General features: G+C 55.5%; 32 protein-coding genes. 11 read left to right on the top strand and 21 right to left on the bottom strand.

The window, feature by feature from the left end:
- Positions 1-689 precede the first annotated feature (689 nt).
- Complete coding sequence (locus FKG95_RS28505) at positions 690-836, bottom strand: entericidin A/B family lipoprotein (RefSeq protein WP_142899871.1); 147 nt, start codon at positions 834-836, stop codon at positions 690-692.
- 125 nt (positions 837-961) lie between these two features.
- Positions 962-1,420, bottom strand: a complete 459-nt coding sequence (locus FKG95_RS28500; RefSeq protein ID WP_179954326.1) for a response regulator — start codon at positions 1,418-1,420, stop codon at positions 962-964.
- A gap of 276 nt (positions 1,421-1,696) precedes the next feature.
- On the opposite strand from FKG95_RS28500, the gene FKG95_RS28495 reads away from it, so the two are divergent.
- Positions 1,697-2,446, top strand: a complete 750-nt coding sequence (locus tag FKG95_RS28495) for a Crp/Fnr family transcriptional regulator (RefSeq protein ID WP_218940402.1) — start codon at positions 1,697-1,699, stop codon at positions 2,444-2,446.
- A 96-nt stretch (positions 2,447-2,542) separates the two neighbouring features.
- On the opposite strand, the gene FKG95_RS28490 is transcribed toward FKG95_RS28495, so the two are convergent.
- Genes FKG95_RS28490 through FKG95_RS28480 form a run of 3 tightly spaced genes read right to left on the bottom strand, consistent with a single transcriptional unit; the run spans position 2,543 to position 4,971 of the window.
- Complete coding sequence (locus FKG95_RS28490; protein WP_142899868.1) at positions 2,543-4,177, bottom strand: sensor histidine kinase; 1,635 nt, start codon at positions 4,175-4,177, stop codon at positions 2,543-2,545.
- 21 nt (positions 4,178-4,198) lie between these two features.
- On the bottom strand, positions 4,199-4,765 hold the full coding sequence (locus FKG95_RS28485; protein ID WP_246116932.1) for a sigma-70 family RNA polymerase sigma factor: 567 nt from the start codon (positions 4,763-4,765) through the stop codon (positions 4,199-4,201).
- Positions 4,762-4,971: a NepR family anti-sigma factor gene (locus FKG95_RS28480; RefSeq protein ID WP_142899867.1), complete on the bottom strand. Its 210-nt coding sequence runs from the start codon at positions 4,969-4,971 to the stop codon at positions 4,762-4,764. Before FKG95_RS28480 ends, FKG95_RS28485 begins: the two co-directional genes overlap by 4 nt.
- A 232-nt stretch (positions 4,972-5,203) precedes the next feature.
- On the opposite strand from FKG95_RS28480, the gene FKG95_RS28475 reads away from it, so the two are divergent.
- Positions 5,204-6,010, top strand: coding sequence for a response regulator (locus tag FKG95_RS28475; protein ID WP_142899866.1), 807 nt, complete (start codon positions 5,204-5,206; stop codon positions 6,008-6,010).
- Between the two features lie 130 nt (positions 6,011-6,140).
- On the opposite strand, the gene FKG95_RS28470 is transcribed toward FKG95_RS28475, so the two are convergent.
- Together FKG95_RS28470 and FKG95_RS28465 are read right to left on the bottom strand one after the other, a co-directional pair.
- Positions 6,141-6,839, bottom strand: a complete 699-nt coding sequence (locus tag FKG95_RS28470) for a PRC-barrel domain-containing protein (protein WP_142899865.1) — start codon at positions 6,837-6,839, stop codon at positions 6,141-6,143.
- 50 nt (positions 6,840-6,889) lie between these two features.
- Positions 6,890-7,096 (bottom strand): CsbD family protein, encoded by a 207-nt coding sequence (locus FKG95_RS28465; protein ID WP_142899864.1) that lies wholly within the window; start codon positions 7,094-7,096, stop codon positions 6,890-6,892.
- A gap of 439 nt (positions 7,097-7,535) precedes the next feature.
- Between FKG95_RS28465 and FKG95_RS28460 the strand changes: the two genes are divergently transcribed.
- Positions 7,536-8,894, top strand: a complete 1,359-nt coding sequence (locus FKG95_RS28460) for a sensor histidine kinase (RefSeq protein ID WP_246116933.1) — start codon at positions 7,536-7,538, stop codon at positions 8,892-8,894.
- Positions 8,895-9,062: 168 nt separating this feature from the next.
- On the top strand, positions 9,063-9,665 hold the full coding sequence (locus tag FKG95_RS28455) for a chalcone isomerase family protein (RefSeq protein WP_142899862.1): 603 nt from the start codon (positions 9,063-9,065) through the stop codon (positions 9,663-9,665).
- Positions 9,666-9,675: 10 nt separating this feature from the next.
- On the opposite strand, the gene FKG95_RS28450 is transcribed toward FKG95_RS28455, so the two are convergent.
- A complete protein-coding gene (locus FKG95_RS28450) occupies positions 9,676-9,843 on the bottom strand; it encodes a DUF1328 domain-containing protein (protein ID WP_142899861.1) in 168 nt (55 codons plus the stop codon).
- Positions 9,844-10,098: 255 nt separating this feature from the next.
- Between FKG95_RS28450 and FKG95_RS28445 the strand changes: the two genes are divergently transcribed.
- Both FKG95_RS28445 and FKG95_RS28440 read left to right on the top strand, forming a co-directional pair.
- Positions 10,099-10,935 (top strand): formate/nitrite transporter family protein, encoded by an 837-nt coding sequence (locus tag FKG95_RS28445; RefSeq protein WP_142899860.1) that lies wholly within the window; start codon positions 10,099-10,101, stop codon positions 10,933-10,935.
- A gap of 168 nt (positions 10,936-11,103) precedes the next feature.
- Entirely contained in the window at positions 11,104-11,262 is a 159-nt protein-coding gene (locus tag FKG95_RS28440; protein ID WP_142899859.1) for a YqaE/Pmp3 family membrane protein, read from the top strand.
- Positions 11,263-11,301: 39 nt separating this feature from the next.
- Here FKG95_RS28440 and FKG95_RS28435 read toward each other — a convergent pair whose 3' ends face one another.
- The 8 genes from FKG95_RS28435 to FKG95_RS28410 form a co-directional block, all read right to left on the bottom strand.
- Positions 11,302-12,570, bottom strand: a complete 1,269-nt coding sequence (locus tag FKG95_RS28435; RefSeq protein WP_179954324.1) for a DUF2254 domain-containing protein — start codon at positions 12,568-12,570, stop codon at positions 11,302-11,304.
- Between the two features lie 130 nt (positions 12,571-12,700).
- Positions 12,701-12,865 carry a hypothetical protein gene (locus FKG95_RS29840; RefSeq protein ID WP_179954323.1) on the bottom strand — a complete coding sequence of 55 codons (165 nt, stop codon included), beginning with the start codon at positions 12,863-12,865 and terminating at the stop codon, positions 12,701-12,703.
- Between the two features lie 96 nt (positions 12,866-12,961).
- Positions 12,962-13,921, bottom strand: coding sequence for an OmpA family protein (locus FKG95_RS28430; RefSeq protein WP_142899857.1), 960 nt, complete (start codon positions 13,919-13,921; stop codon positions 12,962-12,964).
- A 255-nt stretch (positions 13,922-14,176) separates the two neighbouring features.
- Entirely contained in the window at positions 14,177-14,626 is a 450-nt protein-coding gene (locus tag FKG95_RS28425) for a hypothetical protein (protein WP_142899856.1), read from the bottom strand.
- 241 nt (positions 14,627-14,867) lie between these two features.
- Positions 14,868-15,041 (bottom strand): hypothetical protein, encoded by a 174-nt coding sequence (locus FKG95_RS29835; protein ID WP_179954322.1) that lies wholly within the window; start codon positions 15,039-15,041, stop codon positions 14,868-14,870.
- A 225-nt stretch (positions 15,042-15,266) separates the two neighbouring features.
- On the bottom strand, positions 15,267-16,145 hold the full coding sequence (locus FKG95_RS28420; RefSeq protein ID WP_179954321.1) for a YihY/virulence factor BrkB family protein: 879 nt from the start codon (positions 16,143-16,145) through the stop codon (positions 15,267-15,269).
- 97 nt (positions 16,146-16,242) lie between these two features.
- Positions 16,243-17,202: a DUF3618 domain-containing protein gene (locus FKG95_RS28415; RefSeq protein WP_142899854.1), complete on the bottom strand. Its 960-nt coding sequence runs from the start codon at positions 17,200-17,202 to the stop codon at positions 16,243-16,245.
- Complete coding sequence (locus tag FKG95_RS28410) at positions 17,199-17,585, bottom strand: phage holin family protein (RefSeq protein WP_142899853.1); 387 nt, start codon at positions 17,583-17,585, stop codon at positions 17,199-17,201. Before FKG95_RS28410 ends, FKG95_RS28415 begins: the two co-directional genes overlap by 4 nt.
- Positions 17,586-17,695: 110 nt before the next feature.
- On the opposite strand from FKG95_RS28410, the gene FKG95_RS29830 reads away from it, so the two are divergent.
- Positions 17,696-18,229, top strand: a complete 534-nt coding sequence (locus tag FKG95_RS29830) for a hypothetical protein (RefSeq protein WP_179954320.1) — start codon at positions 17,696-17,698, stop codon at positions 18,227-18,229.
- A gap of 124 nt (positions 18,230-18,353) precedes the next feature.
- Here FKG95_RS29830 and FKG95_RS28400 read toward each other — a convergent pair whose 3' ends face one another.
- Positions 18,354-18,647 carry a ferritin family protein gene (locus FKG95_RS28400; RefSeq protein ID WP_142899851.1) on the bottom strand — a complete coding sequence of 98 codons (294 nt, stop codon included), beginning with the start codon at positions 18,645-18,647 and terminating at the stop codon, positions 18,354-18,356.
- Between the two features lie 471 nt (positions 18,648-19,118).
- On the opposite strand from FKG95_RS28400, the gene FKG95_RS28395 reads away from it, so the two are divergent.
- Together FKG95_RS28395 and FKG95_RS28390 are read left to right on the top strand one after the other, a co-directional pair.
- Complete coding sequence (locus FKG95_RS28395) at positions 19,119-20,006, top strand: lipid kinase (RefSeq protein WP_142899850.1); 888 nt, start codon at positions 19,119-19,121, stop codon at positions 20,004-20,006.
- A 48-nt stretch (positions 20,007-20,054) separates the two neighbouring features.
- Positions 20,055-20,468, top strand: a complete 414-nt coding sequence (locus FKG95_RS28390) for a DUF2383 domain-containing protein (protein WP_179954319.1) — start codon at positions 20,055-20,057, stop codon at positions 20,466-20,468.
- An 8-nt stretch (positions 20,469-20,476) separates the two neighbouring features.
- On the opposite strand, the gene FKG95_RS28385 is transcribed toward FKG95_RS28390, so the two are convergent.
- The gene (locus tag FKG95_RS28385; protein WP_142899848.1) at positions 20,477-21,445 is read right to left on the bottom strand and encodes an ABC transporter transmembrane domain-containing protein; all 969 of its coding nucleotides are present in this window, start codon (positions 21,443-21,445) and stop codon (positions 20,477-20,479) included.
- Positions 21,446-21,676: 231 nt separating this feature from the next.
- On the bottom strand, positions 21,677-21,874 hold the full coding sequence (locus FKG95_RS28380; protein ID WP_142899847.1) for a PLDc N-terminal domain-containing protein: 198 nt from the start codon (positions 21,872-21,874) through the stop codon (positions 21,677-21,679).
- A gap of 102 nt (positions 21,875-21,976) precedes the next feature.
- Here FKG95_RS28380 and FKG95_RS28375 point away from each other — a divergent pair, with 102 nt between their 5' ends.
- Positions 21,977-22,939 (top strand): mechanosensitive ion channel family protein, encoded by a 963-nt coding sequence (locus FKG95_RS28375; protein WP_142899846.1) that lies wholly within the window; start codon positions 21,977-21,979, stop codon positions 22,937-22,939.
- Between the two features lie 146 nt (positions 22,940-23,085).
- Entirely contained in the window at positions 23,086-23,499 is a 414-nt protein-coding gene (locus FKG95_RS28370; protein ID WP_142899845.1) for a hypothetical protein, read from the top strand.
- 61 nt (positions 23,500-23,560) lie between these two features.
- Here FKG95_RS28370 and FKG95_RS28365 read toward each other — a convergent pair whose 3' ends face one another.
- Both FKG95_RS28365 and FKG95_RS28360 read right to left on the bottom strand, forming a co-directional pair.
- Positions 23,561-26,125: an HWE histidine kinase domain-containing protein gene (locus FKG95_RS28365; protein ID WP_142899844.1), complete on the bottom strand. Its 2,565-nt coding sequence runs from the start codon at positions 26,123-26,125 to the stop codon at positions 23,561-23,563.
- A complete protein-coding gene (locus FKG95_RS28360; protein WP_142899843.1) occupies positions 26,125-26,727 on the bottom strand; it encodes a biliverdin-producing heme oxygenase in 603 nt (200 codons plus the stop codon). Before FKG95_RS28360 ends, FKG95_RS28365 begins: the two co-directional genes overlap by 1 nt.
- Positions 26,728-26,954: the final 227 nt, after the last annotated feature.

Raw genomic sequence — 26,954 nt, 5'->3', positions numbered from 1 at the left:
ATGAACTATGATTTGGGATACATAGACCTGGAGCAGAAAACTCTGCAAACCATCGACACACCGTTCGGCTCCAGTGTGTTACCCATGTCATAGGTACAAGCTGTTACCTATGTCTCCAGGTCGGACACTTTGGTGTTTGGTTGCGGGGGCACGCAACCAACTTTGTGCAGTCTTTTCGGCCATCGGACTATCACGTAAATAGCAAAATCGCTGCAGCTTTTTTCTCGATCGGTCGCACAGATTGCAATAGACCGCTGTCCCACCGCAGAGCTGCGGGCTTGGCATAGCGTGTCGCGGTTAGCCTGCCACTTTAAAACTGAGATTAAACAGCATGACGAAGCATTGAGTCCTCTCGCGCTGAGCAACTTCTCAAAGTGTCGGCAAACGGGAGGCAGTTGATGAAGAGAGTGGAAAACCACCGGACAGCCTATCGCTGAAACCTGCGGCTGCGTAGTACACCCATAAGATGAAACGCGTACGGCCGTGTCAGAAAAGTGCGATCTATTGCGATACTGGCCATCCCGCTTTAAACGAAAGCGCCACCGAACATCTGACATTGTTCAGCAGCGCTTTTTTTGTTGCGGGCATCATCGCCGACCGGGTTGCTCGAGCGGCAGATTTTCCCGTGCGCCTTTGGCCGACGGCGCGTTCCCGTAGGGATCTGACCGCGAGCCTAAACGCACTTTCGGCTAAAGTTTCTCTTTCGTGTCCTCAGCCGTCTCGCTGATCGCTTCGCCACCTGCTTCGACATCTTCACCAATGCCTTCGATGGTGTTACAGGCACTCAGGCCGAGTGCGACAACGACGGCAGCGCCAATGTGTTTGAGGTAGTCCATTTTCTCAGCTCCTATCATCTGTTTGTTCTCTTTTTCAGGAGATTGGCCCTGGGCAACCTCGCCGCACGCCGGGTGCAGCAAAGCTGAAGCGCGATGGCCTTTAACCTTGAAAGAACGCGTGTTCGCTAGGAGCAACGTGCAGATTGAACTTTGGTTCCAACTAAATTTGCAAATAAATTCGGTACCGTCAGCGAAACCTTGCGCGTATGGCCGCTCGCCGTGTCAAAGCTGTGGACAATGTCAGTGAGATCCCTTGAAGAGACAGGTTTCTCATAGACGGGGATGCTGCGCAAGCTGGCCGGGCGTAGAAAGTCGGTGTCGTATCCTGTTACGAAAACGACCGGAATGTCCCTTACAAGCAGTGCGTCAGCGAGTGCGAGGCTGTTTTCCGAGCCAAGTTTAACGTCCAGGACCACGCCATCGTAGTCGCAATGTAACAATGCATCCTGAGCCTCGCTTAGCTTTAACGCGATCGTTACGGCACTTGCACCGGCATCCTGCAAACGATCTTTAAAGTCGATCGCGATGATCACGGTGTCTTCTACCAGGAGCAACTCGGGACCGTCTGCCGCAGCACTCGTCATGGCGATCTCCGGACACCCGCCGGCTTTCGATTGCGCGACAGGCGGCGGAGGGACTGGTTCGTGATAGACGCTAGCCATCCTGCCCGCCTGTCAAGGAGGCGCGATAACAAAGCCCGCCGCAATCACGGGAACCAACACTGGACCACGACGTTGTCATTAGGGCACCTCATAGGATCCAGATTAACTCAAGCTTGCAACGTAGCGGTCCGGGGGTGTCGCTGAAATAAACTATGACATAGTCTCGATGAAAGTTTTCAGGACACAGAGGAGCGGCCCGTGCAACAAACCCGTAGCAATTTCAATGTTCGCTGCGTCACCTGTCCTTTGCGGAAACAACCCGCATTTCGTCCCATGGCGGACAAGGAAGTCGATTTCGTCTCGGGCTTCAAGGTTGGTGAAAAACTGTATCGGGCCGGAACGGATATCGTCGAGGAGGGCCTGGCCGATCATCATATCTACACGCTCTATAAAGGTTGGGCGTGCCGCTATCACATGATGGAAGACGGTCGGCGGCAAATTCTCTCGGTTTTACTTCCTGGAGACCTAATTGGCCTGCAATCGGCAATGTTCACCGAACCTGAGCACTCGGTGAGCGCGCTCACGAACGTGACACTCTGCGTGTTTGAGCGGAATCGCTTCTTCGAGCTCTATGAAAAACAACCTTCTCTGGGTTTTGATGTCACCTGGATCGCGGCGCACGAGGAAGCATTGGTCGATGATAATCTGCTGACCGTCGGCCGGCGTTCAGCCGCTGAACGCATCGCGTACCTGCTGGTCAGCCTTCACGACCGCCTGGAACCCCTAGGTCTTGTCGTGGATGACTCTTTTGATTTCCCGCTCACTCAGTATCACATCTCGGACGCTCTGGGGTTATCTCTCGTCCACACGAATAAAACGCTGAAGAAACTGATGCAGCGGCAGCTGATCGCAATCTCCGATCGCCGCGTCAGAATCGGGGATCAGCTACAGTTGCGGGAACTCGCGAAATATGAGGGAAACAAGCGCCGGCCGCGCCCGCTCATATAGCGGAGCAAACGAGAACACGCAGAGGAATGGCCGGACGCCGGTAAAACTCTTTAAATCGCTCCTTCGTGACCATCCGCAACAGCCGTCACGATAGGTTCATCCCTCAGCAACACACCCGTCATCTCTTACAAAATCGATCGCCCAACGGACCCGGCCGTCGGTATCACGACGGGTCAAGGTCGCATCCAGTTGTAACTCGAATGCCTTGCACAGCCGCTGATGAAGCTTCTCTTCGTCAGCGGATTTACTGTTGGCCTGAGGCACCGTTACCGTCAGTTCGCACGATTTATCCCCGCTCTCCCTCAAGACAATTTCCGAGTCCAGCAAAGGAGTCTGAGCGGGTGTTCGGAGTGCCGGGCTCAACATCTCAGTGAGCAGAAATGCGAGAGGGATTGCCTGGTCGAGCGAGATATCCAGCGGTTTTCCGGAATGGTCCTCGAAGTTCACGCAATCCACGGGGCGCCCAGCATGCCGGCAGATGTACCCACTCACCTCGTCAATCAGCGTGGCGACCGGGACAGACCCTATTTCACCGTTGGCATAAGACACGCGATAAGCTGTCGCCATCGCCTGGATGCGCTCTTCCGAGAACAAAAGAACGCTTTGTTGGGAAGGATTGAGCGATTTTTTCTGTAGTGCAAGAAGGCTGCCCATAACCTGGAAATTGTTTTTTACCCTGTGATGCAGCTCCCGAAGGAGATGAGACTGCTGGCGCACCGATTCTTCGAGGTCTGACGAGCGCTCGTGGATGGCGTCCGCCATTCTGTTAAAGGTCGTCGCAAACTCGGCAATCCCCAAGGGCATTTTGTCGACGTCTGCGACCCGGACCGAGAGGTCACCGTCGGCGTAAGACGCGGCGACCGTCCGCAATTTCGATATCCAGCGGACGACGAGCTTGTTTACGCCGATCCACGCGGTTCCGATCACAATCAACAGGGTGCCAAGCGACGTCGTCAGACTAGACCACAGCCGCCAGCGCTCGCTCCCGAAGACCTGCTCGCGCACCCCACCAACCAAGACACCGGCTCCCCCTGCAGTGATGGGCGCGAACGCATAGAGACGCTCACCATCGCCCTCCTCAAAACCGCTATCCACCTTGTTCCAGGCCGCTAGTGCTTGGTCAGATGCGGATATATTGCCGATAACGTCACCGTCTGCCGTAACCAAGGCAACCTCTAAGCCCCGGTTTGAGAACTCTGGGTCAACCAGAAGGTTGGGCAGGCGGTTTTTTACCCACCCGAATATGATGAGCGGGTCACTCGAGGCAGGCGTATACTCGATCGAAATAAGTGTTTCGTCGCGCCCGAACGTAAAGCTTCGCGATCCTTCTGACTCAAGATCGCGGGAAAACACCGCGGGCTGCGGGTTGGTGTTTGCAGTGGTCGCAATGCTGCGGGTCGAGCAGACAACCTCATTGCTCTGCCGCAGGATCGCGAGATCTTCAATATCGTTGTTGATCGCATGGGCGGTTTCGGCAAGCGCATGACAGGCGTTCTGAGCTCCAACCAGCGGACGGTTCACCAGGGCCTCGATGACCTCGGACGCTTTCTCGAGCCGCATACGCTCACGCTCTGATACCAGCGTTGCAATTTGCTCGATCGCGGTGGTCTTGAAGGCGCGCGTGTTGGAGTTGATTGTCAGAGAGGATATGACTGCGAAAACCGCGGCGGGTGCCACGGCGATCGACAAGAGGACCGCGAGACGAAACTGTAGTGATCGCGAATACCACATGGCAACCAGTCCCCTCTGGCTTCAAACTGCTTTCGCGTCGGACAGGTTGGTTGAAAGTATTGCCTGCGCGGTCGGGTCCGGTCCAAAGTCATCCCCTGACTCCACATCGAGAATCTGTGTGAGTTTAGCCCGTGCCCGGTTTACCCGGCTCTTGATCGTTCCCACCGCGCAGCCGCAAATAACCGACGCCTCCTCGCAGGTAAAGCCAGAAGCGCCAACCAGGATCAGGGCCTCGCGCTGGTCAGGGGGAAGTTGTGTCAGCGCGGCTTTGAAGTCCACGAGATCCATTTTGCCGGTCTGCTCGGCGTGAGATGAAAGCTTGGCAACAATGCTGCCGTCGGTGTCCTCAACTTCGCGCTTACGCTTCCTGAACTCGGAGTAGAAGGTGTTACGCAGGATCGTAAAGAGCCAGGCATGCAGGTGCGTGCCCTCCTCGTAGGAGTCGGATTTCGACCAGGCTTTGACGAGCGTTTCCTGAACCAGATCGTCGGCACGGTCGACATTCCCCGTGAGCGTAACCGCAAAGGCCCGCAGATTCGGAATCGCACCGACCAAGCTCTCCTTGAATGAAGCTTTCACCTGCATCATTCATCATCCCTTTTCTGACCCTGCTCCGCCTCTTCCAGAGACTTCAAGAGGTCCAGAAACTTTTCGGGGATTGGCTCGGTTGCAACCGTTTCATACATGCCTCGCAACTTCTCGCCAATTTTGTCCTGCGCATCAGTGCTCAGCTTGCCGCGGACCGCTCCTCGACCTTTGTCACCGCCGGCTTGCTCGTCGCTGGTCATTTCCATTCCTTACTCGCCTCAGTTCCGATCAGCGCCATCCTAAACGCACAATTTGGTACCGACAATCTTGCCGGTCTTGGCGCTGCAATGCCGCGGAATTTTGCCGTTAATGATGGGGAAATGCGCGAAAGCAAAAAAAGTTCCGCTTGCAGGGAACTTTTTTTCGCCCACGGGGTTATCTATCGGCTGAGCCGATGACAGTCTCAGCAAAAGACCTTCCGAACCTAGGGGATATCAAATGTCAATTTCGAGTGCGATCGCACCCCATTTACCCTACCTCCGCCGCTATGCGCGCGCGCTGACTGGGAGTCAGGCAAGTGGAGATGCGTACGTTGCCGCTGTCCTTGAAGCGCTTATTGCGGATCCCGCCTCATTCCCTGCGGACATGGCGCCGAAAACGGCTCTTTTCCACGTCTTTACCAAGATCTGGAATTCGGCGGGATCAAGGACCGAATACCCGACCGTTGACAGCATAATGCCCGATCAGAAAGTCGACAGCATCACGCCCAGGCCGCGTCAGGCCTTTCTGCTGACCGCCGTCGAGCAGTTTGAGCCAACGGATGTCGCCCAAATACTTGACGTCACGCTGGAAGAGGTAACTGAATTGGCCGACAAAGCAGCACTCGAAATCGCGCAACAGCTCGCGACCGAAGTCATGATCATCGAAGACGAGCCGATCATTGCCATGGATCTAGAATCCCTGGTGGAGGACTTGGGGCACAGCGTCACCGGCACGGCCAGAACGCACAAGGAAGCCGTGGCGTTGGCCGTGCGCACCAAACCCGGCCTCATCTTGGCCGATATCCAGCTTGCCGATGGCAGCTCCGGCCTGGACGCGATCAACGAAATCCTGGGCAGCTTCGAGGTTCCGGTCATCTTCATCACGGCATATCCGGAGCGCTTGCTGACAGGCGAACGCCCCGAACCGACCTTTCTCATCACCAAACCCTTCCAGCCCGAAACCATCAGGGCGGTGGTCAGCCAGGCGCTTTTCTTTGGTCAAAAAGCAACTCATGCCCAGGCACCAAGTTTGACCGGTGCGTGATTTAGATTAGCTTCGCTATAAGGCTAGGCATAAAATTGGAAATCAGCGGCGACCTACCCGGTCTGCCGCTGATTTTTATGCCCTATCGGTGGGAATGGACCATCGCGCCCATCTGCCGGCCAGGTACCAGTTAATTCTTAGGCGCGAAGTATTGCTCGTTCTTCGTGCGCCAGGCTTCGTCTTCGATCCAGTCATACCGCCCCGTCTCGAACCTCGGCGCTTTCTCAAGCTCCTCCTCGGTCATATCTACGAAGAAAGCTTCTTTGTCCGATGACACTTTCAGCAGTTTGAAGGGAATCGCGGCCTGGTCTTCGGCAACGCCCAAAAATCCGCCGTACGAAACGACCGCGTAGGTCGGTTGGCCGTTTGCGCCGAACACGATATCCGCGACCTCGCCGACGGTATCGCCCTTCGCACCGAACACGTCTGTTCCAATTATTTCTTCCGCCCGGATCCTCGATGTCATTTTCGAGACGGAAACTGCAGATGCGCGACGATCGTCGGCACTTTTCGTCGCGACCACGACCTCCTCACCCGTTACTCCGGCCTTCGCCGCTGCTGCAGCCTTCGGGTTCTCCACCATTTCTCTGATCGCCTCGGACACCGCCGCGCAGGCATCTTCCTTGCCGTAGGCGGTGAGGGTTCCCGCGGCATCACGCAACGACCGCGCATCCCGGAGCAGACTGGCATTGTATTCGGCCCGAAGCTGCTGGTTTTCCGAGATTTTCTTGTCCAGATCTGCGTCGATGATTTCGCAGTTCGCGAACGATGAGGCCGAGCCAGCTGCTATCAGGAATGCCGTGCTCGTCGACAAAAGGACCTTATTCATGTTTAACCTCGTAGTGTGTTTCGGTTTCAAGAAGACGATTACAAGCCGCTTCAGTTACTTTGGCTCTGCTTCAACCACTGATCGATTTCGCGTTCGGCTTCCTCCCGGGCAATTCCGTAACGCTCCTGGAGCTTGCCAGCCAATTCGGTCCGCCGGCCCTCCACCACGTCGAGATCATCATCGGAGAGCTTGCCCCACTGTTGCTGGACGTTGCCCTTGAATTGCTTCCAGTTTCCTTCGACCTGATCCCAGTTCATCGTTTTGCTCCTTTTGTCTGTTGATGGCCGCTCTATATCTCTTCGATAAACCGCCGGGATCGGGGCTTGGTTCCAAAGAAAAAATTACTTTTTTTCGATCAAAAAAGAAGGTGATCGAATAAATTCGATCACCCAAGAGTAATAGTCGTCAAGAAACGAGAAGTCGCAACCAGTTGAGGGGGATGGCTACGACGGTCCCGCCCACTGTGCAAACGGAAATTAGACGGAATAGTTCCAGTAAAAATAAAAAATCTATTTCGGCGCGATAAAATTCATCAGACTATGTCGTGCGACATAACGCTCTCGTTGCAACTGCTGTATATGCCCCCTTCCCTACCGAAATTGGACCACTCACGGGGTGCGGCTTCTTCGCCGTGCCCCGGTATTGAAACGCTGATTTGAGATAACAATGAGTTTTTGGATCGGCGGTTTGAGCGCCGTGCTTGTTTTTGGAAGTCTATTGGTCCTGATACGAATGTCCCGCTTCACAGATATACAGGGATTTGCCCTGCGTCATCGCGTTTGGATCTACGGATTTTCAATTGCCACGACAACGTTCGGCGTCGCACAAATCCTGAGTGCGGCCAAGGAAGACGTGTTTTCTATTCAAGAACTGATCATGACGGCCGCACTCGTGGCGATCGTCTGTTTGATCGTTTTGCTGCCCGTCGTGCTGTTATGGCCCTCTCGCAAGTTCTCTCCGGCCGGAGGCTCCCAATCCCTGTTGCGCGCTCCTGGATTCAACAAACGGGCGACCTCCACCGAACAGCAGGGTGGTGCCGGCGGTGGGCAGCTTGACACCGAGGGCCCTGAGCTTAACCTCCTGCTGGAACTGCCCACGATGATCCGACGTTTCGAACGTGCTCTGCTCGGATCTAAAATTACGATTTTCGCTCAGGACCAGGATCTGAGCTACACATGGATTCACAACGCGCCTGCCGGGTTCGGTGCGGCAGCGGTGATCGGCAGGAAGGATCACGAGTTACTTCCATTGGAGACTGCCTTACCTCTGATCGAAGCAAAGCGCCGTTCGCTGGAGGAGGAAAAGCCGCAGCGTATCGAGACGACAGTGGAAATAGAGGGCGTCGAGCATTGCTTCGACGTCAGCATCGAGCCGATGTACGACGAGGGAGGTGTGCTCGACGGCATCATCTCGATTGCCGTCGACATAACCGAACAGAAGGAATCGGAATCGCATCTTCGTCTGATTACGCGTGAGGTGAACCATCGGTTAAAAAACCTCTTGGCTGTCACCCAGGCAATGGCCCGGCAGTCGGCGGCCTATGCAAAGAGCCCTGATGAGTTCGTCGAGTCTTTTGTCGGCCGGCTGCAGGGTTTGGCCCAATCTCACGACCTCCTGGTTCAGGAGGCTTGGCGCGGCGGTTCACTGGTCGAACTGATTAATGGCCAGATCGGACATCTGTTGCCCGCAGCAAAGACCCAGATCATACTTGTAGGCAGCGATCTGCGTTTAAGCGTTGACGCAACCCAGAATATAGGCATGGCGTTGCACGAGCTTGCAACGAACGCAGCAAAGTATGGGGCTCTGTCAGATCCCCAGGGAAAGGTGAAGATCTCCTGGCGTAAGGTTGAGGACTCCGGGGACCAGGCGCATCTCCACCTTCAATGGTCGGAGAACGGAGGGCCACCGGTAAAGCCCCAAAGCAAAAAAGGCTTCGGCTATGCCATCCTGCAGAAAGTGACCGCGCGGACCTTGGGCGCTGAAGTCGAAACTGATTTTGCGCACGAGGGTTTGCGATGGGAAATTCGCGTGCCTTGGGAGCATGTCGTGGAATGAGCCGTCGATTGCAACTTTAGCAATGGCGTACTCCCCATAGTGGATAGCGAAAGCGGCATTTACCTTCGCGAGGCACTCGGTCAAACTGCCAATGAAGGATTTCGCGAAACCAGGGAGTTAACCCGGTACCAAGGTCCCTGGAAGAACACGACAGAGAGGACGATCCAGATGCTCGGCGACGCAAACCTGCGGCACCTCCAAATTCGAGAGGCCTTTGAGCGGACAGCGAGATGGCTTGCGGTCACAACGGCTCTCCTCCTCAGTCTCAGTGTTCACGCAGAAGCAGCGGATTTCGAGGGCATTCCTCTGCCTGACCGTCTGGATGCAGTCGACAGGAGCTTTTATCTGACCAGCTGCGGCATGCGCGAGGTGCTGTGGTATGACCTCTACCTCGTATCGCTGTACACGGAAGACAGGTCCAACGACCTGTACAGGTACCGTAGCACCGCGACCCCGAAGGCCGTCCGCCTGGAAATCCTCTATGACGGCAATGTGCCTGATCAGATTCCAAGCGAATGGCGTTCACATTTGCGGGAGGAGATTTCACGCGAGATGTTCATGGTGCTGCAGGATCTGTTTCAGGAGATTGAAACCAACGACGTCGTCGTCATCGCCTATGAGCCTCAGGAAGGGAATGCTCTCTATGTCAACGGCGAGAGACAGGCCTTCAAGCCGAACGGCGATCTCATTCATGCGTTGTTGGATCTGTGGCTGGGCCAAGAGCCCGTCTCAAAAAACCTCCGGCGATTGTTGCTGTCTGAGAGCTGCTGAATCGGACTGCTTAACGCCTCCCGCGCGCAATGTGCGAAACGAGAGAGACGACCAGCAGAATGAGGAAGATGAAAAAGAGGATTTGCGCAACGCCCGCCGACGCAGATGCCAGCCCACCGAACCCGAATACACCCGCAATTAATGCGATGACAAAAAAAACCGCGGCCCAGTAAAGCATAGCTATTCCTTTCTCTCACAACACAAGGAGTGGATGCCTCCAAAGCAAACCGCTCTAGCGGCCACACCCGATGTATTGACAACCTCTTCGGCAAGGCGGGGTTCCATAGTTTTTAGTCTTTGACGGGCTTTGTCCGGAAACGCCCAAAAAAAATATTCCTGTTAAAAAATTGGAACCAATTCTGACCTGGCAGTGTTTCTTAGCGGGTGCCGGAGCGTGGTGGACGGAGCGCGGCGTCCAGACACGTGAGGAAACATGGTAGACGATAGCCAAAGCCCTACCTTCTCGGAATCGGATCACCAGGACGTCGAGGATAAGCGCCGATTGAGAGCGGCGGTCGTCTACGAGGTGGTGCGACAGGAAGGCGAGGAAGAGCTTGAGCGGGAAGCCTCGGCACTCTGGTGGTCAGGGGTCGCAGCAGGCCTGACGATCAGCTTTTCCGTTATTACCCAAGCTCTATTGAAGAGTTTTCTGCCGGACACGGATTGGACGCCGCTCGTAGCGGACATGGGCTACAGCGTTGGCTTCCTGATCGTGATCCTTGCGCGGCAACAGCTCTTCACCGAGAACACGATCACGGTGGTCCTGCCATTAATGGCAGCGCCTTCGTTTCAATGTCTGGCGCTCATCGCGCGGCTTTGGGGCATCGTTCTACTGGCGAACTTTGCGGGGGCGGCGGTTGTCGCGGCGTTCCTGGCCTACGGAGAGCCACTTCCCGCCGCAACCATGGCCGCGATCACATCGATCGGCGAGCATCTCTTTGTGAACTCGCCTGGCGAGATGTTCATCAAAGGAATCGGTGCGGGCTGGCTGATTGCGGCTCTTGTCTGGTTGCTCCCGTCCGCGGAGCATATGGCGTTCTGGATGATTGGCCTTATCACCTACGTCATTGCGTTGGCGGATTTCACCCACATTGTTGCTGGCTCCGTTGAAGCCTTCTTCTTGCTGATGACCGGAAGAATCGATGTTCTGGAAACACTGTTCGGGTTCGCACTTCCGACCTTGGCCGGCAACGTTGTCGGCGGCACAGTCCTTTTCGCGATGATCAGTTATGCACAGGTCCGCAGAGAAATCGAAGCGGACGGCGACTGACTGTCAATCTTCGGCTTTCTTCGCACATCCCTCAGTCGAGACTTTCAACATCATGGCGCTTTTGTGGAACGATTTTCGAAATCATGAGTTAGCTCTGTACGAACTCGATGCCCAGAGCACCCCTGGCCATCCGTGCATATTTACAGTTACTTAGAAAGAGAACCTCTCATGGACCTGATCCGCATTCTGATCGCTATTCTTTTGCCCCCGTTGGGAGTTTTTCTTCAAGTCGGTATTGGCCCCCAGTTTTGGATTAATATCATCCTCACGATACTAGGCTATATCCCCGGGATCATACACGCAGTCTGGATTATTGCACGACGTTAACCGCCGGCCGACCAGCTATATCTGCTGCAAAATGCCGGATCACTGATCTTCTCGCTTTGAGTTGGCGCCTTTTATACGTTCGGCTATTTCTGTCAACACCTGCTTATCCAAGCCGAGTTGAAGGGATTCCAAACCCAGAGTTTCAGCTCGGCGAACCTCTTCCAAGATCAAGCCCTCGTATTCGGGCTCAACGCTCGCCGACAGCTCTTCCAAGATCGACATAATTGCGCAGATGATCTCAGCCACCCCTGCTCCGTCGCGAACGATAGGCCGGACGGAACGCACCAGCAGAGCCGCGAAGTCGGCCCTGGCAAATATGACACGGCCATCTTTAGAGTGTTTCGCTGGATAATGCTGCGACGGGCAACTACCCGCAAATGCAAGCAGACCACCCAAGTACTCGATGCATGCAAGTGCGGATTGCGGGTCGTTCACACCCGGTGACAGCGCCCGGCAGGCAATCTCCGTCAACAACTCGAAACCGAGCCGGGGATCAGCCTCCGGACTGCGTTCAAACCCAATAACGATCGCCATGCGCAACGCCCGAATCGTCGCGCCGTCAAGCTCCGGACCCTCATGCCGCAGCAGAAGGCGCTTCGGATGAACGAAGTCGCCTTCCTGAACCGTGACCTCGATCGAGATATCCTGCTCCTCGGCCACGGAGCGTATCTTCTCTTCATCAATAAGCTGGATGTAGCCGGTTCGGTTGGGATGAAGCGTCATGAGGGGCTCGCGCAAGCTCCGCCTCTCTCCTGCTTCGGATGCGTGGCGCTTGTCCAAATAGTATTTCAGAACCTCTTCCGCCTGAGAATGAATGCGGGATACGACGCGGTTCAGCTTTAAGGTCTCGGCCACATGGTGGATCCACTGCACCAGATAGCGCACCGAGGTCATGATTAAAATCAGGGCACAGAAGAGTGTGAGCGTGATGCCGGGACCGGCGACTGCACCAAAGCCCAACAGCAGCAAAGACGTCAGGGCAAAGACGAAGGTCGCAAGAAAGGTTCCCAAAGCGTTTTGCGTGACGGTATCTGCCATAATCTCGGGCACCGCACGCGGTGACGCTTGCCCGGCCGCGAGGCTAAGGACCAGCATCAAGACAGAAAGAGTGACGGTCGCGACCGTCAACATGGTGCCGGCCATGAGATTCAGAAGATCACGGAGCGTCGAGATCTCAACCTCAGGGAACCAGGCGAAGGCTTTGACCGGTAGGTAACCATCGACCAAAGCAACCGACATCGCAATCAACGCAGCCAGGACCGAAAAGGCCGTGGGCCGGAACCACAGAGCGCTGCGGATAGTTCTCACCTCGTTCTTCACGATCGGTAACATCGACTTCAGTGATGCAGCCTGCACGACACTTGCCCTTGCTCAAAAAAAGGAAACAGCGCTGCGGCATTAATGCCATCAGCGCTGTTTCATTGCGAAGTTTCATTGATTAATCGGTTGCATCTTCTACCGCACGACCCGCATCGTTTACGGCCTCGTCTGCGGACTCGCCGAGTTCTTCAAGCGGCCCTTGTTCCTCGCAACCGGCCACAAGCAGACCTCCGGCAAATACGAGCGGCAAAAGGAAAAGACGGTTCATACCGGCGAAAGTCATGGGTAAGCTCCTAATGATATCGTGTACTACATTCAAAGTGAAAGGCCGCCGACCATCAAGCTCGTATCGATGGTCGGCGACGTTGGCAACCCTGGGCTATTGATCCTGGGTGATTGTCGTCGTAGTCGTCTGCACCATCTCAGCCGATACGCCGCGGGCAACGATTTCGACCCGGCGATTTTCCGGCTCGCGCACACCGTCGGCAGTCACGACAGCCGGCTCGGATTCTCCCTCTGCTTCAATCTTGAGGTCCTCAATTTCGCCCACGTTCAAACCTTGCTTGATCAGCTGACTGCGCACTTCCTCGGCACGTTCTTTCGAAAGGCTGAGATTGTAGTCTGCGGGGCCGGAGCGGTCCGCATGGCCTTCGACATATAGCACGATGTTTTGCATCTCGCGCATCTCGTCGACGAACCGGTTCAGTTTAGCTTGCGCGTCCGGCTTTAGTTCCGCCTCATTCCAGTCGAAGTACACCACCTCGCGGGCGACTTCATCGTCGACCACGAGGGTCTCCGTCTGTGTGGTCGTCACCTCTGCTTCAGCGAGCTTTGGCTGCATTGCAGCATCGAGGTTTGCCATCGCGGCATCGAATTCGATACGGCAGGCCGCAATATGTGCCGGCTGATGGCCTTCCTCCTGCTGCTCGACCCAGCAATCGTAGCGGGCCTGTGCGATCGCCGCCTCACGGGGCGCCAGGTCGCGGCCGCCTTCGTCGAGTGCTGACACCAGTTTGTCGCGCGCGGCGTTCAGCTCACCCATGTGAACGCTATCGATGCTCCAGTCTTTCGGCTTCTCCGGCATGACACGCTGACCGCTGTTGGCGATCAGGGCCTTCTCGGCAAAATGGTCCGCGTCGGGCCAGTCGTACATCTTGTCGGCTTCGTAGATAAAGAAGTCCTTGTACTCACGTGCCAGTTCGCCCTCGAACGTAGAACCGGCAGGGGTCATGTTGCGTGCCTCGGACATGTCATCATCGTAAATGATTGCGCTCGCGGTCGTCGCCGACGCGAAAAGGACACTCGTTGCAACACCGGAAAACAGGAATTTCTTCAGCATTCTATCGCTCCTACAGTTTGACTATGAAGCACGAACCAAGGTTGTCAGTCATGCCTGGCGAAATTGAAAATCGCCGTCTAATTCGTACGCTGCGCAAATTCAGTAGTTATAAGCCCAAGAAGGCCAATAATCGCTGTGTAGATGCAGCACGCTCTGTAGTGGAAATGCACTAGTAATATTTTGGTTCCTATTTTTTTTAGGAACCGGACAAGATTTTTTTTTGAAAGAGTTTCTGGAGATTAAAGTCGCACGCGGTCAAATAATCGCAGGTTTATCTCTCTGTTCTGCGTACGACCGCGCGACGACAGCATAGGTCGCCTTGCATTCCGGGCATTCCATTCGGAACTCGTCGCGCTCCGACTCGGTGAGGCGCATCATAACGCCATCTTTCTGATGACATCTCGGACAGTAGGGTGCCCCCTCCGGCGACCCGTCGGATGCCTGGTCATAGAGGAAGCCCTCTCGCTCGATCGTGGTCTTTTGACGCTCCAGGTTTTGTTGCAGGGTCAGGATTGTCTCGTCCTTGCTGGCAATCTCTTGCTGAGTGGTTGCAAGAATCACTTGAACGGAGGCCAGGGCGGTCGTCAATTCGGCAATCTTTAGTTTTACCGATGGCAGATCGGACTCCTGATCGATCTCGTTCATCTCCTTCAAAACCTCCAGAGAAGCCGCAATCGCCGCAATTCCGTCAACGAGCGTATCCATCAGCAGTATCCCCAGCATGTGAAAGCAGTGACCGTGAACCGCAAACTCACGAACAATCAGCTGCCTGGCGAGAAGTCAAATGCGATTCTGCCATGGATGCGACGTCTGTACAACTTGGGATAAACTTGGGGTGATTTGCGCCAGCCGGTCGCGTGGCAAGCCTAGGATTGTGAGGGTTTCATAGGCAACGCGGTGACCTTGAATATAACGAAAGCACCTAGAGTTGCTGCGAGATGTGATATCACCGCGGCGATTTCACCGTGACTTCCCGCTGCATCTCCAGAGGAGTCGAGGTATTGCCGATCTGCTCGCAGGCAAGCGTATTCTGCTGTGGCGTAGAACCCCTTGAGAGATCCTTTAGCGCCTCGTCGTAACTGCGGAGTTTCTGATTGAGGTAGGGGCTGACATCACTCATCGCGCAGTCTCGTCGTACGTATTGCTTCTCCGGCTCAGCCCTCAGCCTTCTTCAGTGCCGAGTCGCAGCGCCTGTTTGGTAAACGGAGAACAAACAAAAAAGTTCCTGCTTTTCTGAAAGATACCCTGCCTTGGCTGAAACTCACGTGACTCCAAGAAAACCGAGAATTGCCAGAACGATGACGACAGCGCCAATGACGTAAAAGAGATTGTACATTTTACCCAATTACCTGCCCGAAGCCCCGGCTGCCGGCGCCGACGCAACGTTGTCCGCGACATAGGCGCCGCGCGAACCTTTTGGTTGCACCGGCCCGATGGTTGAATCGCGGCTGGTCTGCAGCTCAAGCTCCGCGTTGAGCCGTGCTCCCAGGCAAATGACGGAGGAGGTTAAATAGAACCAGATAAGCAGGACAACGACAGCGCCAAGTGAGCCGAACGTCTCATTGTAGCTGCCGAAATTGGCGGCATAGAAGGAGAAGCCTACCGATCCGAGCATCCATAGACCTGTGGCAAGAACGGCACCTGGCGTGATCCATTGGAAACGCGCCTCGCGCCGATTCGGACCGTAGCGGTATAAGAGACCCAGGGTCAGCATGACAATACAGGTCAGGATAACCCATCGTAACCACATCAACCCCGCTTCAAACAGCGGCCCTGCATCCATGATTGAAACCATGCCGGGCACAAAGGCCAAGGCGGCCAATGAGAAGATCGCCATAAAGATAGCGCCGACCGTAAAAAGCGCGGCAACGATGTTCTGCCGCACAAATCCGCGCGCCTCCTGTTCACTGTAGGCAATGTTCATGGCTGTCATCAGCGCTTTGCTGCCGTTGGTCTCGCTCCACAATGCCGCTAAGAAGCCGAAAAGGAGCCCCACACTGAGCTTCGTGTCCGTCGTCGACGTGATCTTTTCGAGTTGATCAGCCAGGATCGAGTAGGCTTCGACCGGAATAAAGTCACGCAGGGGGCGCAATTGCGGCTCCACCTGCCCCGGATCTGCAACGAGCCCGTACAGCGTCACAAATGCGAAAAGCGCCGGGAAAATCGCAAGAAAACCGTAGAACGCAACAGCCGCGGCGACTAACAGCAGATGATCCTCCAGCATTGAACGCCGGACCCTGAGCAGAGCCTGCCACCAACCCCTTACGGAAAATCCAAGCGGGCTGGCGACAGGTTCAGAGACGGAATCATCCGGCACGGTCTTAACCGGCGCTGGAGCGCGCACGCTGGCGTGACGACGTCGTCTTTTTCGCAGCAGCGCCTGAGGAAGCCTTTGACTTCTTGCTCTTCGACTGCGCTGTCTCCTGCTCATCCAGGTATTGGCTTGTCGCCGCGGAACCAGCAGCGCCGGCAATTTCGCGCCCTTCCTGAAGAAGGTCGTTGGCCTTCTCCTTTGCCTGTTTCTCGGTAAAGCCCCGCTCTACCGCCTCTTCCTTTGCACGGCGGGCTGCCGCTTCTGCGGCAAGCTTGACCTTTTCACTCTGTTCTTTGGCGGATTCCTTCACGATTTCCTTGACCCGATCGCTCTTCCCGCCAAGAAGTTCGTTCTCCTTGTTGCTTGAGCGCACCAGCGCTGCAACGCCTGCGCCGGCGGCCAGGCCGAGTGCGGCGAGTACGAAGGGATGCTCACCGGCAAAGCGCCCGGATGCCGAAGCTACCTCGCGGGCTTTGTCCCGGCTGCGGTCAACATAATCGACCGTGCGATCCCGTACCGCAGTGATCTTTGTTTTTGCAGTGTCAGCAATCTCCGATGTCTTCTCATCGAGGCTTTCCGCCGCGGCTGAGGCCGAGTCCACGACACGGTCACGCATGTCGGATGCGCGTCCGGGCAGCGAAGTCTCATGATCCGAACGGTCTGCGCTTTTTGCACCGGAAGAGCTCACACTCTCCGCTGCGTTGCGGGACGCGTTCGACGCCCTCGACAGCAGAAACAGACCGATGCCGGCGCCGATCAGTGTCGCAGGAATCGGATTTTCCCGGATTGTCCGAGTGATTCCTTCCGCGATATCCCCGCCAGACTCTCTAACGTAGCCCACGGCCTCGTCAATCAACTCACCCGGCGACACCTTGTTCTGCAAAGCATCAAGGTTTTGATCGATTTTCGAGCGGGTATCCTCGATCTCGCGTTCGATCTGATCTGGGGTCTGTTTATGAGTGGTCATTTCGTTTTCTCCATTACCAGTTCTTTGTCCCGGCGCACGGCAGCGATCGTGCGCTCGGGAACAAGGTTGGTGACTTTGAGTTTGCGTTGCCCCTGCTTGATTAAGGCAAACGCAACTGCGGCTGTCGTTAGGCTCACCAGGATCGCGGCCACTGTCGGCGGCATGATGTTGGATAGCGCCAGTACAAGTGCCTGAAGCAGGATCAGTAGGGCGCAGAAAGCGAGTAGCATCCCCGCAAAAACCGCAAGACCTCCGGCTTGTGCCTGCGCGATTTTCTGGGAGACCTCTGCCTGCGCCAGCCGCAATTCCTGCCGAACGAGTTGACTGATCTGGTCAACCAGGCCGGATAGCAGCGACTTTATGCTTAGATCCTGATTGCTCATTCAGCAGCCTCACTGCCGGTGCTGCCGGAATGCCCGCCTGACGCAGACTGTTCAGATGTCCTCCGATCTGGGTCCGCATTCAGGGACGCACTCCTTTTATCTGAATGTCGATGGGCACGGCCGCCTTGAGAACTCTTCAGGAAGCGAGTAGCGCCGAAACCCAAGAGGAAGGCAGCACCAAAGAGTGCAATCGGACGCTCTTGAGCGAAATCGTTTACCTCCTGCCAGAGATCCGGTGGAGAGGTGCGTTTCAGATGAGCTGTGGCGGCGCCGCACCTGTCCAGCGTCTCGTTTACGAAGGCGGCCGTTCGCGCGTGTCCCTTTTTGTCCAGCTCAGCGGTGCCTTGCTTCGCAGCACCGATGACGTCATCGAGGTAATCGGTGGCATCGTTTTTGCGGTCCTCGGCGAAGTCGGCACCTGCACCCTTGACCTCCGAGAGAATCCGCTGAGCTCCTTTCTGCACTTCCCCGCTCACCTGAGCCGCCGCTTCACGCGCAGCTTGCTTTACATCGCGGGCAGTTGTTGTCTCTTGGCGCATATTCGTCTCCTGCTTGTTCAGCGAAAGTCATTTGAAGAACCTTCACAAAGCGAAATGGTTCCGGAAGTCGCCTCGATTTGTTTTCCAGCCTTTGAATTCACTTAACCGCGGGCCATGCACATCCTGAGTGAGACGCAAAAAAGCCAGCAAGCTGCCGGTGGGGCTGCCTGCTGGCTTCGCTGCAGCTGTGCACAATGCGCTTAGGTCGCTGAGATGACCAAGCGATGCTCTAGTGGTCTGCTATCTGGCCATCCTTGAACAAAAACTCCTTCAGGTAGCCATCGAAATCGCTGTTGTTGCGCCTTAACCACTCCAGAACCATAGCAGCGTGCTCCATCTCTTCACGCATGTTGTGCAACAAGATCTTCTTCAGCGCCTCATCTTCACAATCGTCTGCGCGCTGACGGTACCAGTCGATCGCTTCAAGCTCTTCCATCAACGAGACGATTGCGTGGTGCATATGCATCGTCTCCTTCGACAATCGTTCACGAGGCGCATGAAGAGATCCGCTCGAATCACCCATGAAATTTCTCCCGGAATAGTGTTTGGTCAGAGATTGAAATGCGCATGGCCAACGCGTAAAACGTCAACTGGTTCCAAAACAGATTTTTGGAATTCTTGAGCACTCAGCGATCCAGACCCACTGGTTTTCAAGACTAATATCAGTTGGCTATCCAAGGGCGAAAGGTACACCTGTCTACCATCGCACGACCCGCTTTGGCGTCGACACGCAACCTCCGCTCGTCACCGTAGTGTTTGACGCGAAGTTCGAACACACAGCCGCTGCGCTTGATATTCTCAGTATCCGTATAGCCCCTGGCTCCCAGAGCAGTCGCTGAAACTCCCTCGCCTTTGCGTGAGCTTGCGGAAACCGGGTAAAAGAATTTTATTGGAACTCGAGGAACATCAGGCGCAACAGTTGCCGTCGACGAGACACCCGAGACACTGCAAGACTGAGTGGGAATTGAAAACGAATCAGAAGGATTGATCTGCGTTGAGACGAAAACAAGCACTCTTGGTCATAAACCCCCACAGTGGCAGCGCAGAAGCAGGATCTAACGGGATCGACGAAGAATTGCATCGTGCCGGAATTGAAACGAAAAGCTTCTTTCCGGAAGATCCGCAAAGACTGTCTGATGTTATTTCGGCGGAGTCTGACGGCGTCGATATGATCATTGTCGGAGGCGGCGACGGCAGCCTGAGTGGATCTCTGGACGCGGTTCTGAGCGCAAAGCTCCCACTGGGTGTTCTGCCGATGGGCACGGCAAACGACTTCGCCAGATCACTCGGAATTCCCCAGGACCTGACTCAGGCCGTTAGCATTATCGCCCGGGGGCAGACACGGCATGTCGATGTGGGCTTGGTAAACGACCGCCCCTTTTTGAACGTCGCGAGCATCGGGTTTAGTGTCGAAGTGGCGAAATTCCATAGGGGCGAACGCAAGCGAAGACTCCGTATCCTGAGTTACCCGCTCAGTTGGATCGACGCCTTCAAGAGCCATCGCCCCTTCGCGGTCCGCATCAGCCACGATGAGAGAGAGATGACGCGCCGCTGCGTTCAGCTTGCGGTGGGCAGCGGCCGTCACTACGGTGGCGGCTTGACGATTAGCGAGGCAGCGGAGGTCGATGACGGCTGGCTGCACGTCTACAGTATCGAACCTCTCACCCCTCTGGGCTGGTTGCGCCTCCTGCCGTCGCTTAAGTTCGGCACTCTCGACAAACACAGCGAAGTGGAACTCTTGCGCGCCCAGAGCGTTCGCGTTACGACAAAAAGGCCCAAATCCGTCAACGTCGATGGCGAGCTGGTTTGCTACACACCTGCCCGCTTCAGCATTCGGCCTAAAGCTTTGTCGTTGTTCGCACCGAACCAACAGTCGGAATGAGTAAACGGGTATGCAATGAGTGTTATACGAACCGAAGCGCTTGCAGGTTTGAACGACCTGATCGCCGCTTGCCGTGAGGCGGCTGGTACATACCGTCTCGCAGCGGAGAAACTTCAGGGTACCTCCATTGGTCGAGACTGCCAGGATCATGCCGCCCGAAGAGACTTTTCTGCGGATAAGCTCACCGAATTCGTCATTGCACAAGACGACGTGCCGAATTCTGCAAGTGGCGAAAAAGCTCTGGTCGAATCAGCGGTAATAACACTCAAATCCGCTGTTGGCTTTGATGAAGCCGCCGTGGTGCTGGAAAACTGTGCAGCCAAGGAAAAGCAACTGGATGACACCGCAAATGTGGTTTTGAGCGTGCTTGCTGCCCCAGAACTGCGCAACGTCGTCCTGACTCTGCGGACGGACGTGGCCAAGGCGCTGGAAAGCCTGGAACAGGCCAAACCTGAAGCTTGACACCAGGCTCAAGTGATCCACTTCGCGATCATCTTATGCTGCACGTTCGCCTGCGCCGCCACACGATAGTAGCTAATCATTTCCCGTAGCGGATTCGAGAGGCGATCGAACCCCGACACAAAGGCGACAATGGTGCCGATCGTGGTCTCGCCTTGAATGACCATGACACCGCCAAAGACCAAAACGCACAGCGGACCAAGGGCATTTAGAAAGTTTGTTATCCCCTTGGTCCCGAACTTAACGAAAAGAAGCTTAATCCGGTTTCGGTAGATATCATCGACCTGCTTTGGCAGCTGAGTGTCCCCGATCTCGCTCCCGTCGCTGCTCAACTCCGAGATGGTGTCGCTGAGATCACGCATCAGCCCGAGGCGGCGCTCCAGCAACCTGTTGATCCAGGATTGGAACCAGGGAACCAGGATCACTTGCGGAACCAGGAAGACGAGGCTTACGGCGGCGATGAAGGGTTCGACAACGAGCATAAAGCCGCCGACGCTCAGGAGTATGCCTATATTCACGACCGGCTGCGAAAAACCTTCACCGACGAAGCCGCCCAGCCTGTCGATCTCTGCGCCAATGATCGAAACAGCACGACCACCACTCTCTTCATCGTTTTCGGCCGTTCGTCTCTCATAGACACGGGATAGGTGGAGCCGGTTGTATCGGATCGCGCTCTCGCTCAGCCATGACTGGTAAAGTCTCAGGGCCACCTTCATCAGGCCCTGGACGACAAGCACGGCGAGATACAAAGAGCCCAGTAAAAGCAGCAGCTCCATGTCGCCAGCGACAATGACGTCGTTCACCAGACGGCGCTGCAGTTCGAGCGGCGCCATGGTTAACAGAGCCACGCAAGCCGCAACCAAGCAAACCCATACCTGATGATTTCCGCTCATGCGGATGACGTAACGAAAGAGGGTCGCGACGGGACGGTCGTCCCCGGTCTTCGGAATGTTATGCGGATCAATCGATAACAGCTGCATGCCTCCCCCGGAACAATGAGCTTTTGATGAGGTGAAGTTTCGCGCACCGATCTTGAACCGGTACGCAAGCATTGGAGCGTCTGGTTCAATGGGTGCCAGCGCGATAGCGCCGAGGCGCAGAAGCCATTTACTCAAAAAAGCATTGGCATCGGCACACTCGGCGCCCGGAACCCATCGGTCTTTTGCGCTACTTGAACAGTCGCAGCCGCGGGGATCACATCGAAGGGAGCACTAGACTTTCGCAGCCGCTGACCCTCGGGGGCCCGCCAAAAACCAGATAATCAGACCAACCACCGGCAGCAGCAGGACAAGCAATATCCAGAGGACCTTAGAACCCGTCGACGCGCCGGACCCGAAGATGTTGATAATCGCCCAGATATCCAAGGCCAGAATGATGATACCTAAAATGCCGCCAACTTCGATTCCCATGGGAACTTCTCCTCATTAAAAAAAACTGTTCGGCGCCTTTTGCCGCCTCTGCACAACGCGCGGACGAGATAAAGGTTCCAAAGCGCAATGGAACTTTTATGGATGCGACGCGTTGCTGTAGGTACGGTGTTGCAGTATTGGAGTTCTGGTGTGGAGGCTTTGCTTCCTGACGCGTTGCAGAGCCAACTGGGCGAGCTGACCAGGGCTTTCTGGCAAAGCCTGCCTCAGCTCGCACTGTCCTGCCTGTGCCTGATCGTAACCTGGGGCGTCTCCAGACTGGTGAGTTGGTCGATTGCGACCCTGCTGCGAAGAGCGCGGGCGAGACGGTCCTTGATCGAAGTCCTGCAGATGATCGCTTCGGTCGGCATATGGATCCTTGGCATCCTGATCGCCATGACGATCACCTTTCCAAGTATGACGCCGGCAAAAATACTCACAGCGCTCGGGCTCGGTTCAGTTGCCATCGGCTTTGCCTTTAAGGACGTCTTTGAGAATTTTCTCGCGGGTATCCTGATCCTGTTGAGAGAACCCTTCCGCCTCGGCGACTATGTGGAGAGCAACGGCATTGACGGGCAAATCGAGGAAATAACGGTCAGGGACACGCACATTCGCCAGACCGATGGGCAACTGGTCGTGATGCCCAACGCGCTGCTTTTTAAGAACCCGGTGACTGTTCGGACGAATAAGGATTTTCGCCGGACAACCATCATTTGCGGGGTTGCATATGGCGAGGACGTCGATGAAGCGCGGGATGTCATCGCACAAGCGGTGAAGAAGCTCGATAGCGTGCGGGACGACGTGAGGGATATCCAGATATTCGCCAGGGAGTTCAATTCTTCGTCGATAGACTTTGAAGTCACCTGGTGGACCGGATCCCGGCCTGTCGACATCCGGGCGTCGCGGGACCAGGTCGTTGCCGCCGTGAAACGGGCCCTCGATGATGCAGGCATAGAAATACCGTTTCCTTATCGGACTTTGACCTTCAAGGGATCCGGTTTAGATGGGGTTTTCGGCCAAACTCAACAATCCGACGGCGCGGGTGATCGCGTTTCCGAGACGTCATAGTCTCTCGTCGGAAGGCGGTGAACCGCCGTTCCTCTGGAGGACCTATACAAGCGGGAATCCGACGGGGAAGCCGGCGACGAGAAATCGAAAAGCCGCAGAATTCATCGGTGGCACAAACAGACACATATGATACGGATGAGAGAAATATGAGTTACCTGGACAAGCTGACAGTCTCAAAACGCATCATTCCCGCCCCACCGGCAAGGCGGAAGGCAGAGTCGGCTGACTACCGGCGTGAAAAACTTATCGCTCACGTTGAAGAACAAATCGAACTGGCGAAACTTGCGTTGGAGGGCCGTCCCCTTCAGTTACAACGTAAGCGGGGCCACAAAGTCGTAAACGTGAAACCTCGCTTGTGGTGGCAGGTCGACGCGGACGGCAACGTGATCACGCAAATTCGCTACAATAAAATACCCCTGATCATCAAAGGGCGGGGTAGCTCGATTGAGGTCGGCCAGCTCAAGAAGCTGCCGGCAACCTATCGAACGGTCATCAAGGCAATTAAGGCCGGGGAACTGGATCGGCAGATCCAAAGTGCGTATCGAAAATCGCGCCCCTAACCGGCAAGGGGCGGACGCCCCGCTGATCTTCGCCTGTCCCTATCTGACGGCGGCGATGTGATTACTCCTTATCGCCGGACAAGAGTTTCAGGATCGCGTCCTTGTCGTATGGTTTCGACATAAGGGGAATGTCTCGCAGATTGTGGGGGACAGCCGCAGTATCGCCGTAACCGCTCGCAAATGCACACTTCACCCCTTTGCTCACCAATTCTGCTGCCAACCCAAAGCTTGTGTTATGACCCAGGTTGATATCGAGCAATACGAAATCGAACGACTGTTCAGCCAGGGCGGTGTTCGCCTGATCAATGTTCGCAGCCATTTCGACTGTTCGTGAACCGATTTCCTCGAACAGGCTTTCAGCCTCCATGGCAATGATCAGGTTATCTTCGACGATAAGAACAGAGCCGGGCACGTCAATGTGACCGTTGGCGATGCCGCTTACCCTACCGCGGCCTTCCCGCTGGCTTCGCCCGGTTGGTTCGACAAACCTCGCGGGGATTAAAAAACGCGCTTCGACGCCGGCCGCATCAAAGCTGATACTCGCTTCACCGTTCAGCTCATGCGGAATTGAGCGTTCCACGATCGTTGACCCGAATCCACGTCGACTGGGCGTCTGGACTGCTGGGCCGCCTCGCTCCGCCCATTCGATAATGAGGTCACCCAACCCGTTCACGGAGGTCGAGATGGTTACCATGCCTCGCTGATCAGACAAGGCACCGTATTTCGCAGCATTTGTGACCATTTCATGCATGACCAGTGCTACGGACGAAAACGCCACTGGCTCGATCAGATAGTCGCGTCCAGTTAGGTCGACCCGCCCCGCCTTATCCAGCAAATAGCTCTCCAGCTCGGTGCGTACCATGTCGAAAAACGACGAAGCAGTCCAATTCTCCTGAGTGATTTGATCATGCGCGCGTGCAAGGGCTTGGACGCGATGGTCCAGGGCTCCGACATATTCAGCAATCGACTGCTTCTCCGATCTTGTTTGTGAAACCAGCCCTTTTACCAAACCCAGAATATTGCGGACACGGTGGTTCAGCTCGGCGATCAGCAATTCCTGACGCTCTTGTGCCGCCTTCCGCTCGCGCGCGGCCTCATCGGTCAGCCTTAAAAACACTTCCAGCAAAGCCCGCCGCAGTTGCTCGGCAGCGCGCAGATTTGATGGCGACCAGTGTTCGCTCTCGCCTTCCACAATCGAGCGCCACGCCTCGAAGCTTTTGCGCGGCGAGAGCCGCGAGCCGTTCAGCCCCGCACTCAAGGGTTTGTTAGGATTTCCCGCCCAGTTCACGGACTTTACGATCTCTCGGCGGAAGAACATGACATAATCCCGCGGCGAGCGCGAAATCGGTACCGCGATAACGCCGGAGACGCGTTGCGCAAACTGCTGTGCATCGGTCATCAAAGCGCCGAGCTGGTACGTCGAAAAGACCGTGTTCGCCGCGGCAGCGTTTAAAAACTTCACGAGTCGGCTAAACTCGTCTTCCTTTGGCGCACTTCCCTCGAGATGAACGATATTGTCCAGGATAACTCCAAATCCATCAGCGCCCAGCAGCGAGGAAAAGTCCTGCAACAATGGCACAAGCTGAGTAACAGGCGCGCCGCCCTCCTGCATCGATCGCGTGAAGGAACTTGTTATCTCCTGAACCTGATCGTCATTTTGAGCCTCAACATCTGAGAGTTTTCCCGCAAGCAAAAACGAAAACATCTGACCGAAGAGGTCTGCGGCATTCCGTTTGGCTTGCGACATCGCAATAGCTTGACGATGATGGCATGCGAACAACCCCCACAAAGCGCCGTTCACAATAATCGAAATGGACATCGAGGCTGCGACGCCCATATTCGACAGATATTCGAGATGTATGGGAGAAACGCTTCTCAACGTGCTCTGCGACAGGTCCAGGACATCTCCGCTTGGCGAGCGCGGGGGATGGATTTCGGCCCCTGCGTGACTTGAATCAGCAATGATACGTATCGGGTTACGGAGATAGAGTGCACGGGCTTGCTTGGGTATGTCAGAGGCAGGATATCGCAAGCCTAGAAACGATTCTTGGTCTGACGTCTTGGCTTCTGCAAAGACCTCGCCAGAGCCATCCGGTAAAAACCGGTAGACCATGACACGATCCAACCCGGTCAGCGCCCGCACGCTCTTCGCAGCGAAACCGCAGAAACGTGCGATATCAGAGATCTCGGCCAAACGCGCCACGGCAGATCTTACGAGCGTGAGGTCAGTTTCAAAGTCTGCCGACTGCGCGGCCGGCTCGAACTCCAGGACAATAGTCCCTTCAGACACATGAATTTGGGCGTCATAGAGCTCATCGCTGCCAACAAACAGCACTCCGCGTACGTATTCGGCACCGGATCTGCCGGTTAAGTGCTGGAGTCTGTTTCGAATGTTGTGAATTGACTGGCTGTTGAGCAGAGTCTCTAGCGGTTCACCCACCGCCTCCTCAGCCGACTTACATGCAAAATCCGCCAGGTTGACTGAGGCGTGCGAGATAAGCCAATCGGCAGATACACCAATCAAACAGCCAAAAGACTGAACACGTCCCAATTGATGAATAGCTTCGCGGTCACAATCCGTTAGATCCACGTTTTGCCGGTCAGATCCCGCATCGGGATTAATCATTACAGGGCCTCTTTCATCATCGCCCGAGTTTGATGTTCATAGAGTTCAAAGACTTTTCGCGCGGCCTGGGCCATTTCCTCCCAAAGGCGTGGATCGTGCGGAAGCTGCCCAAGCCGCTGCCGAAAACTCTGCCAAAGGCCCGTTTCACTGCCGTGTAACAGAAAGGATACAGGAAGAGGCTCGAGAGAACCTTCAACCGCCCGCGCCAAGACACGCCCCCCAAGCCGGGAGCCTTCCAGAACATACAGAATACCCATCTTTGCCGATAGGGATACGTCAAAAGACATAGCAACCGGCGGTAATGCAGATAAATTCAGAGTCGCAAGATCCTTTAGAAGTGCCGTCGAGCGTGCACGAAGCCGCCAATCAGGTAGGTCTGCCTCGACATCCCTACTCTCGAGCCAGGATTCGAGCGGAATCAGGACGGCTGACTGCATCAAGAGGAAGTTCGAATAGTCGAGCTTCTCGGCAAAATTCCAACGCGATACGAGCCTATCAAGACGAGCATGCTCAGCCTGGGTGGCACCGCGAAGCCACGCCCGGCAGTTGGTACGGTGTTTTGTCGATAGCCCGACAGCTGTGTTTTTATCTGGCGAATGCAAGCAACGAATCCTTCGATAACGCCGTAACGCTCTTCCTCAATCAGCGCGGACGCCGGCACCGCAATAGAGCAGACAAAGCGCTGATTGTAGTCTGGCACTCCCGCACCAGAAAGTAGCATAGGTCAAGTTTTTCGCTTTTCCAGCGGCGGTGACACAACTTTGGCGGCATCCGGGCCCACCTCGGATGACGCGATCGTGCGAGTGTGTAAATCCAGCAACGCCGGTGC

The sequence above is a fragment of the Denitrobaculum tricleocarpae genome (genome assembly GCF_007004665.1).
Classification (GTDB): Bacteria; Pseudomonadota; Alphaproteobacteria; order Kiloniellales; family Kiloniellaceae; genus Denitrobaculum; species Denitrobaculum tricleocarpae.
This window is presented reverse-complemented; position numbering and strand designations above follow the sequence as displayed.

Coding starts and splice junctions, on each gene's coding strand:
- FKG95_RS28465 (WP_142899864.1), bottom strand. CDS start 7,096: ATGAACTGGGATCAGGTCGAAGGAAACTGGAAGCAATTCAAGGGCAAC.
- FKG95_RS28400 (WP_142899851.1), bottom strand. CDS start 18,647: ATGGGTGATTCGAGCGGATCTCTTCATGCGCCTCGTGAACGATTGTCG.
- FKG95_RS28475 (WP_142899866.1), top strand. CDS start 5,204: ATGTCAATTTCGAGTGCGATCGCACCCCATTTACCCTACCTCCGCCGC.
- FKG95_RS29840 (WP_179954323.1), bottom strand. CDS start 12,865: ATGACTTTCGCCGGTATGAACCGTCTTTTCCTTTTGCCGCTCGTATTT.
- FKG95_RS28385 (WP_142899848.1), bottom strand. CDS start 21,445: ATGCAGCTGTTATCGATTGATCCGCATAACATTCCGAAGACCGGGGAC.
- FKG95_RS28485 (WP_246116932.1), bottom strand. CDS start 4,765: ATGATGCAGGTGAAAGCTTCATTCAAGGAGAGCTTGGTCGGTGCGATT.
- FKG95_RS28455 (WP_142899862.1), top strand. CDS start 9,063: ATGCTCGGCGACGCAAACCTGCGGCACCTCCAAATTCGAGAGGCCTTT.
- FKG95_RS28480 (WP_142899867.1), bottom strand. CDS start 4,971: ATGGAAATGACCAGCGACGAGCAAGCCGGCGGTGACAAAGGTCGAGGA.
- FKG95_RS28430 (WP_142899857.1), bottom strand. CDS start 13,921: ATGCTGAAGAAATTCCTGTTTTCCGGTGTTGCAACGAGTGTCCTTTTC.
- FKG95_RS28370 (WP_142899845.1), top strand. CDS start 23,086: ATGAGTTACCTGGACAAGCTGACAGTCTCAAAACGCATCATTCCCGCC.
- FKG95_RS28490 (WP_142899868.1), bottom strand. CDS start 4,177: ATGTGGTATTCGCGATCACTACAGTTTCGTCTCGCGGTCCTCTTGTCG.
- FKG95_RS28470 (WP_142899865.1), bottom strand. CDS start 6,839: ATGAATAAGGTCCTTTTGTCGACGAGCACGGCATTCCTGATAGCAGCT.
- FKG95_RS28440 (WP_142899859.1), top strand. CDS start 11,104: ATGGACCTGATCCGCATTCTGATCGCTATTCTTTTGCCCCCGTTGGGA.
- FKG95_RS29835 (WP_179954322.1), bottom strand. CDS start 15,041: ATGAGTGATGTCAGCCCCTACCTCAATCAGAAACTCCGCAGTTACGAC.
- FKG95_RS28375 (WP_142899846.1), top strand. CDS start 21,977: ATGCGACGCGTTGCTGTAGGTACGGTGTTGCAGTATTGGAGTTCTGGT.
- FKG95_RS28380 (WP_142899847.1), bottom strand. CDS start 21,874: ATGGGAATCGAAGTTGGCGGCATTTTAGGTATCATCATTCTGGCCTTG.
- FKG95_RS28365 (WP_142899844.1), bottom strand. CDS start 26,125: ATGATTAATCCCGATGCGGGATCTGACCGGCAAAACGTGGATCTAACG.
- FKG95_RS29830 (WP_179954320.1), top strand. CDS start 17,696: ATGGGCACGGCCGCCTTGAGAACTCTTCAGGAAGCGAGTAGCGCCGAA.
- FKG95_RS28415 (WP_142899854.1), bottom strand. CDS start 17,202: ATGACCACTCATAAACAGACCCCAGATCAGATCGAACGCGAGATCGAG.
- FKG95_RS28500 (WP_179954326.1), bottom strand. CDS start 1,420: ATGACGAGTGCTGCGGCAGACGGTCCCGAGTTGCTCCTGGTAGAAGAC.
- FKG95_RS28450 (WP_142899861.1), bottom strand. CDS start 9,843: ATGCTTTACTGGGCCGCGGTTTTTTTTGTCATCGCATTAATTGCGGGT.
- FKG95_RS28420 (WP_179954321.1), bottom strand. CDS start 16,145: ATGCTGGAGGATCATCTGCTGTTAGTCGCCGCGGCTGTTGCGTTCTAC.
- FKG95_RS28505 (WP_142899871.1), bottom strand. CDS start 836: ATGGACTACCTCAAACACATTGGCGCTGCCGTCGTTGTCGCACTCGGC.
- FKG95_RS28410 (WP_142899853.1), bottom strand. CDS start 17,585: ATGAGCAATCAGGATCTAAGCATAAAGTCGCTGCTATCCGGCCTGGTT.
- FKG95_RS28425 (WP_142899856.1), bottom strand. CDS start 14,626: ATGGATACGCTCGTTGACGGAATTGCGGCGATTGCGGCTTCTCTGGAG.
- FKG95_RS28445 (WP_142899860.1), top strand. CDS start 10,099: ATGGTAGACGATAGCCAAAGCCCTACCTTCTCGGAATCGGATCACCAG.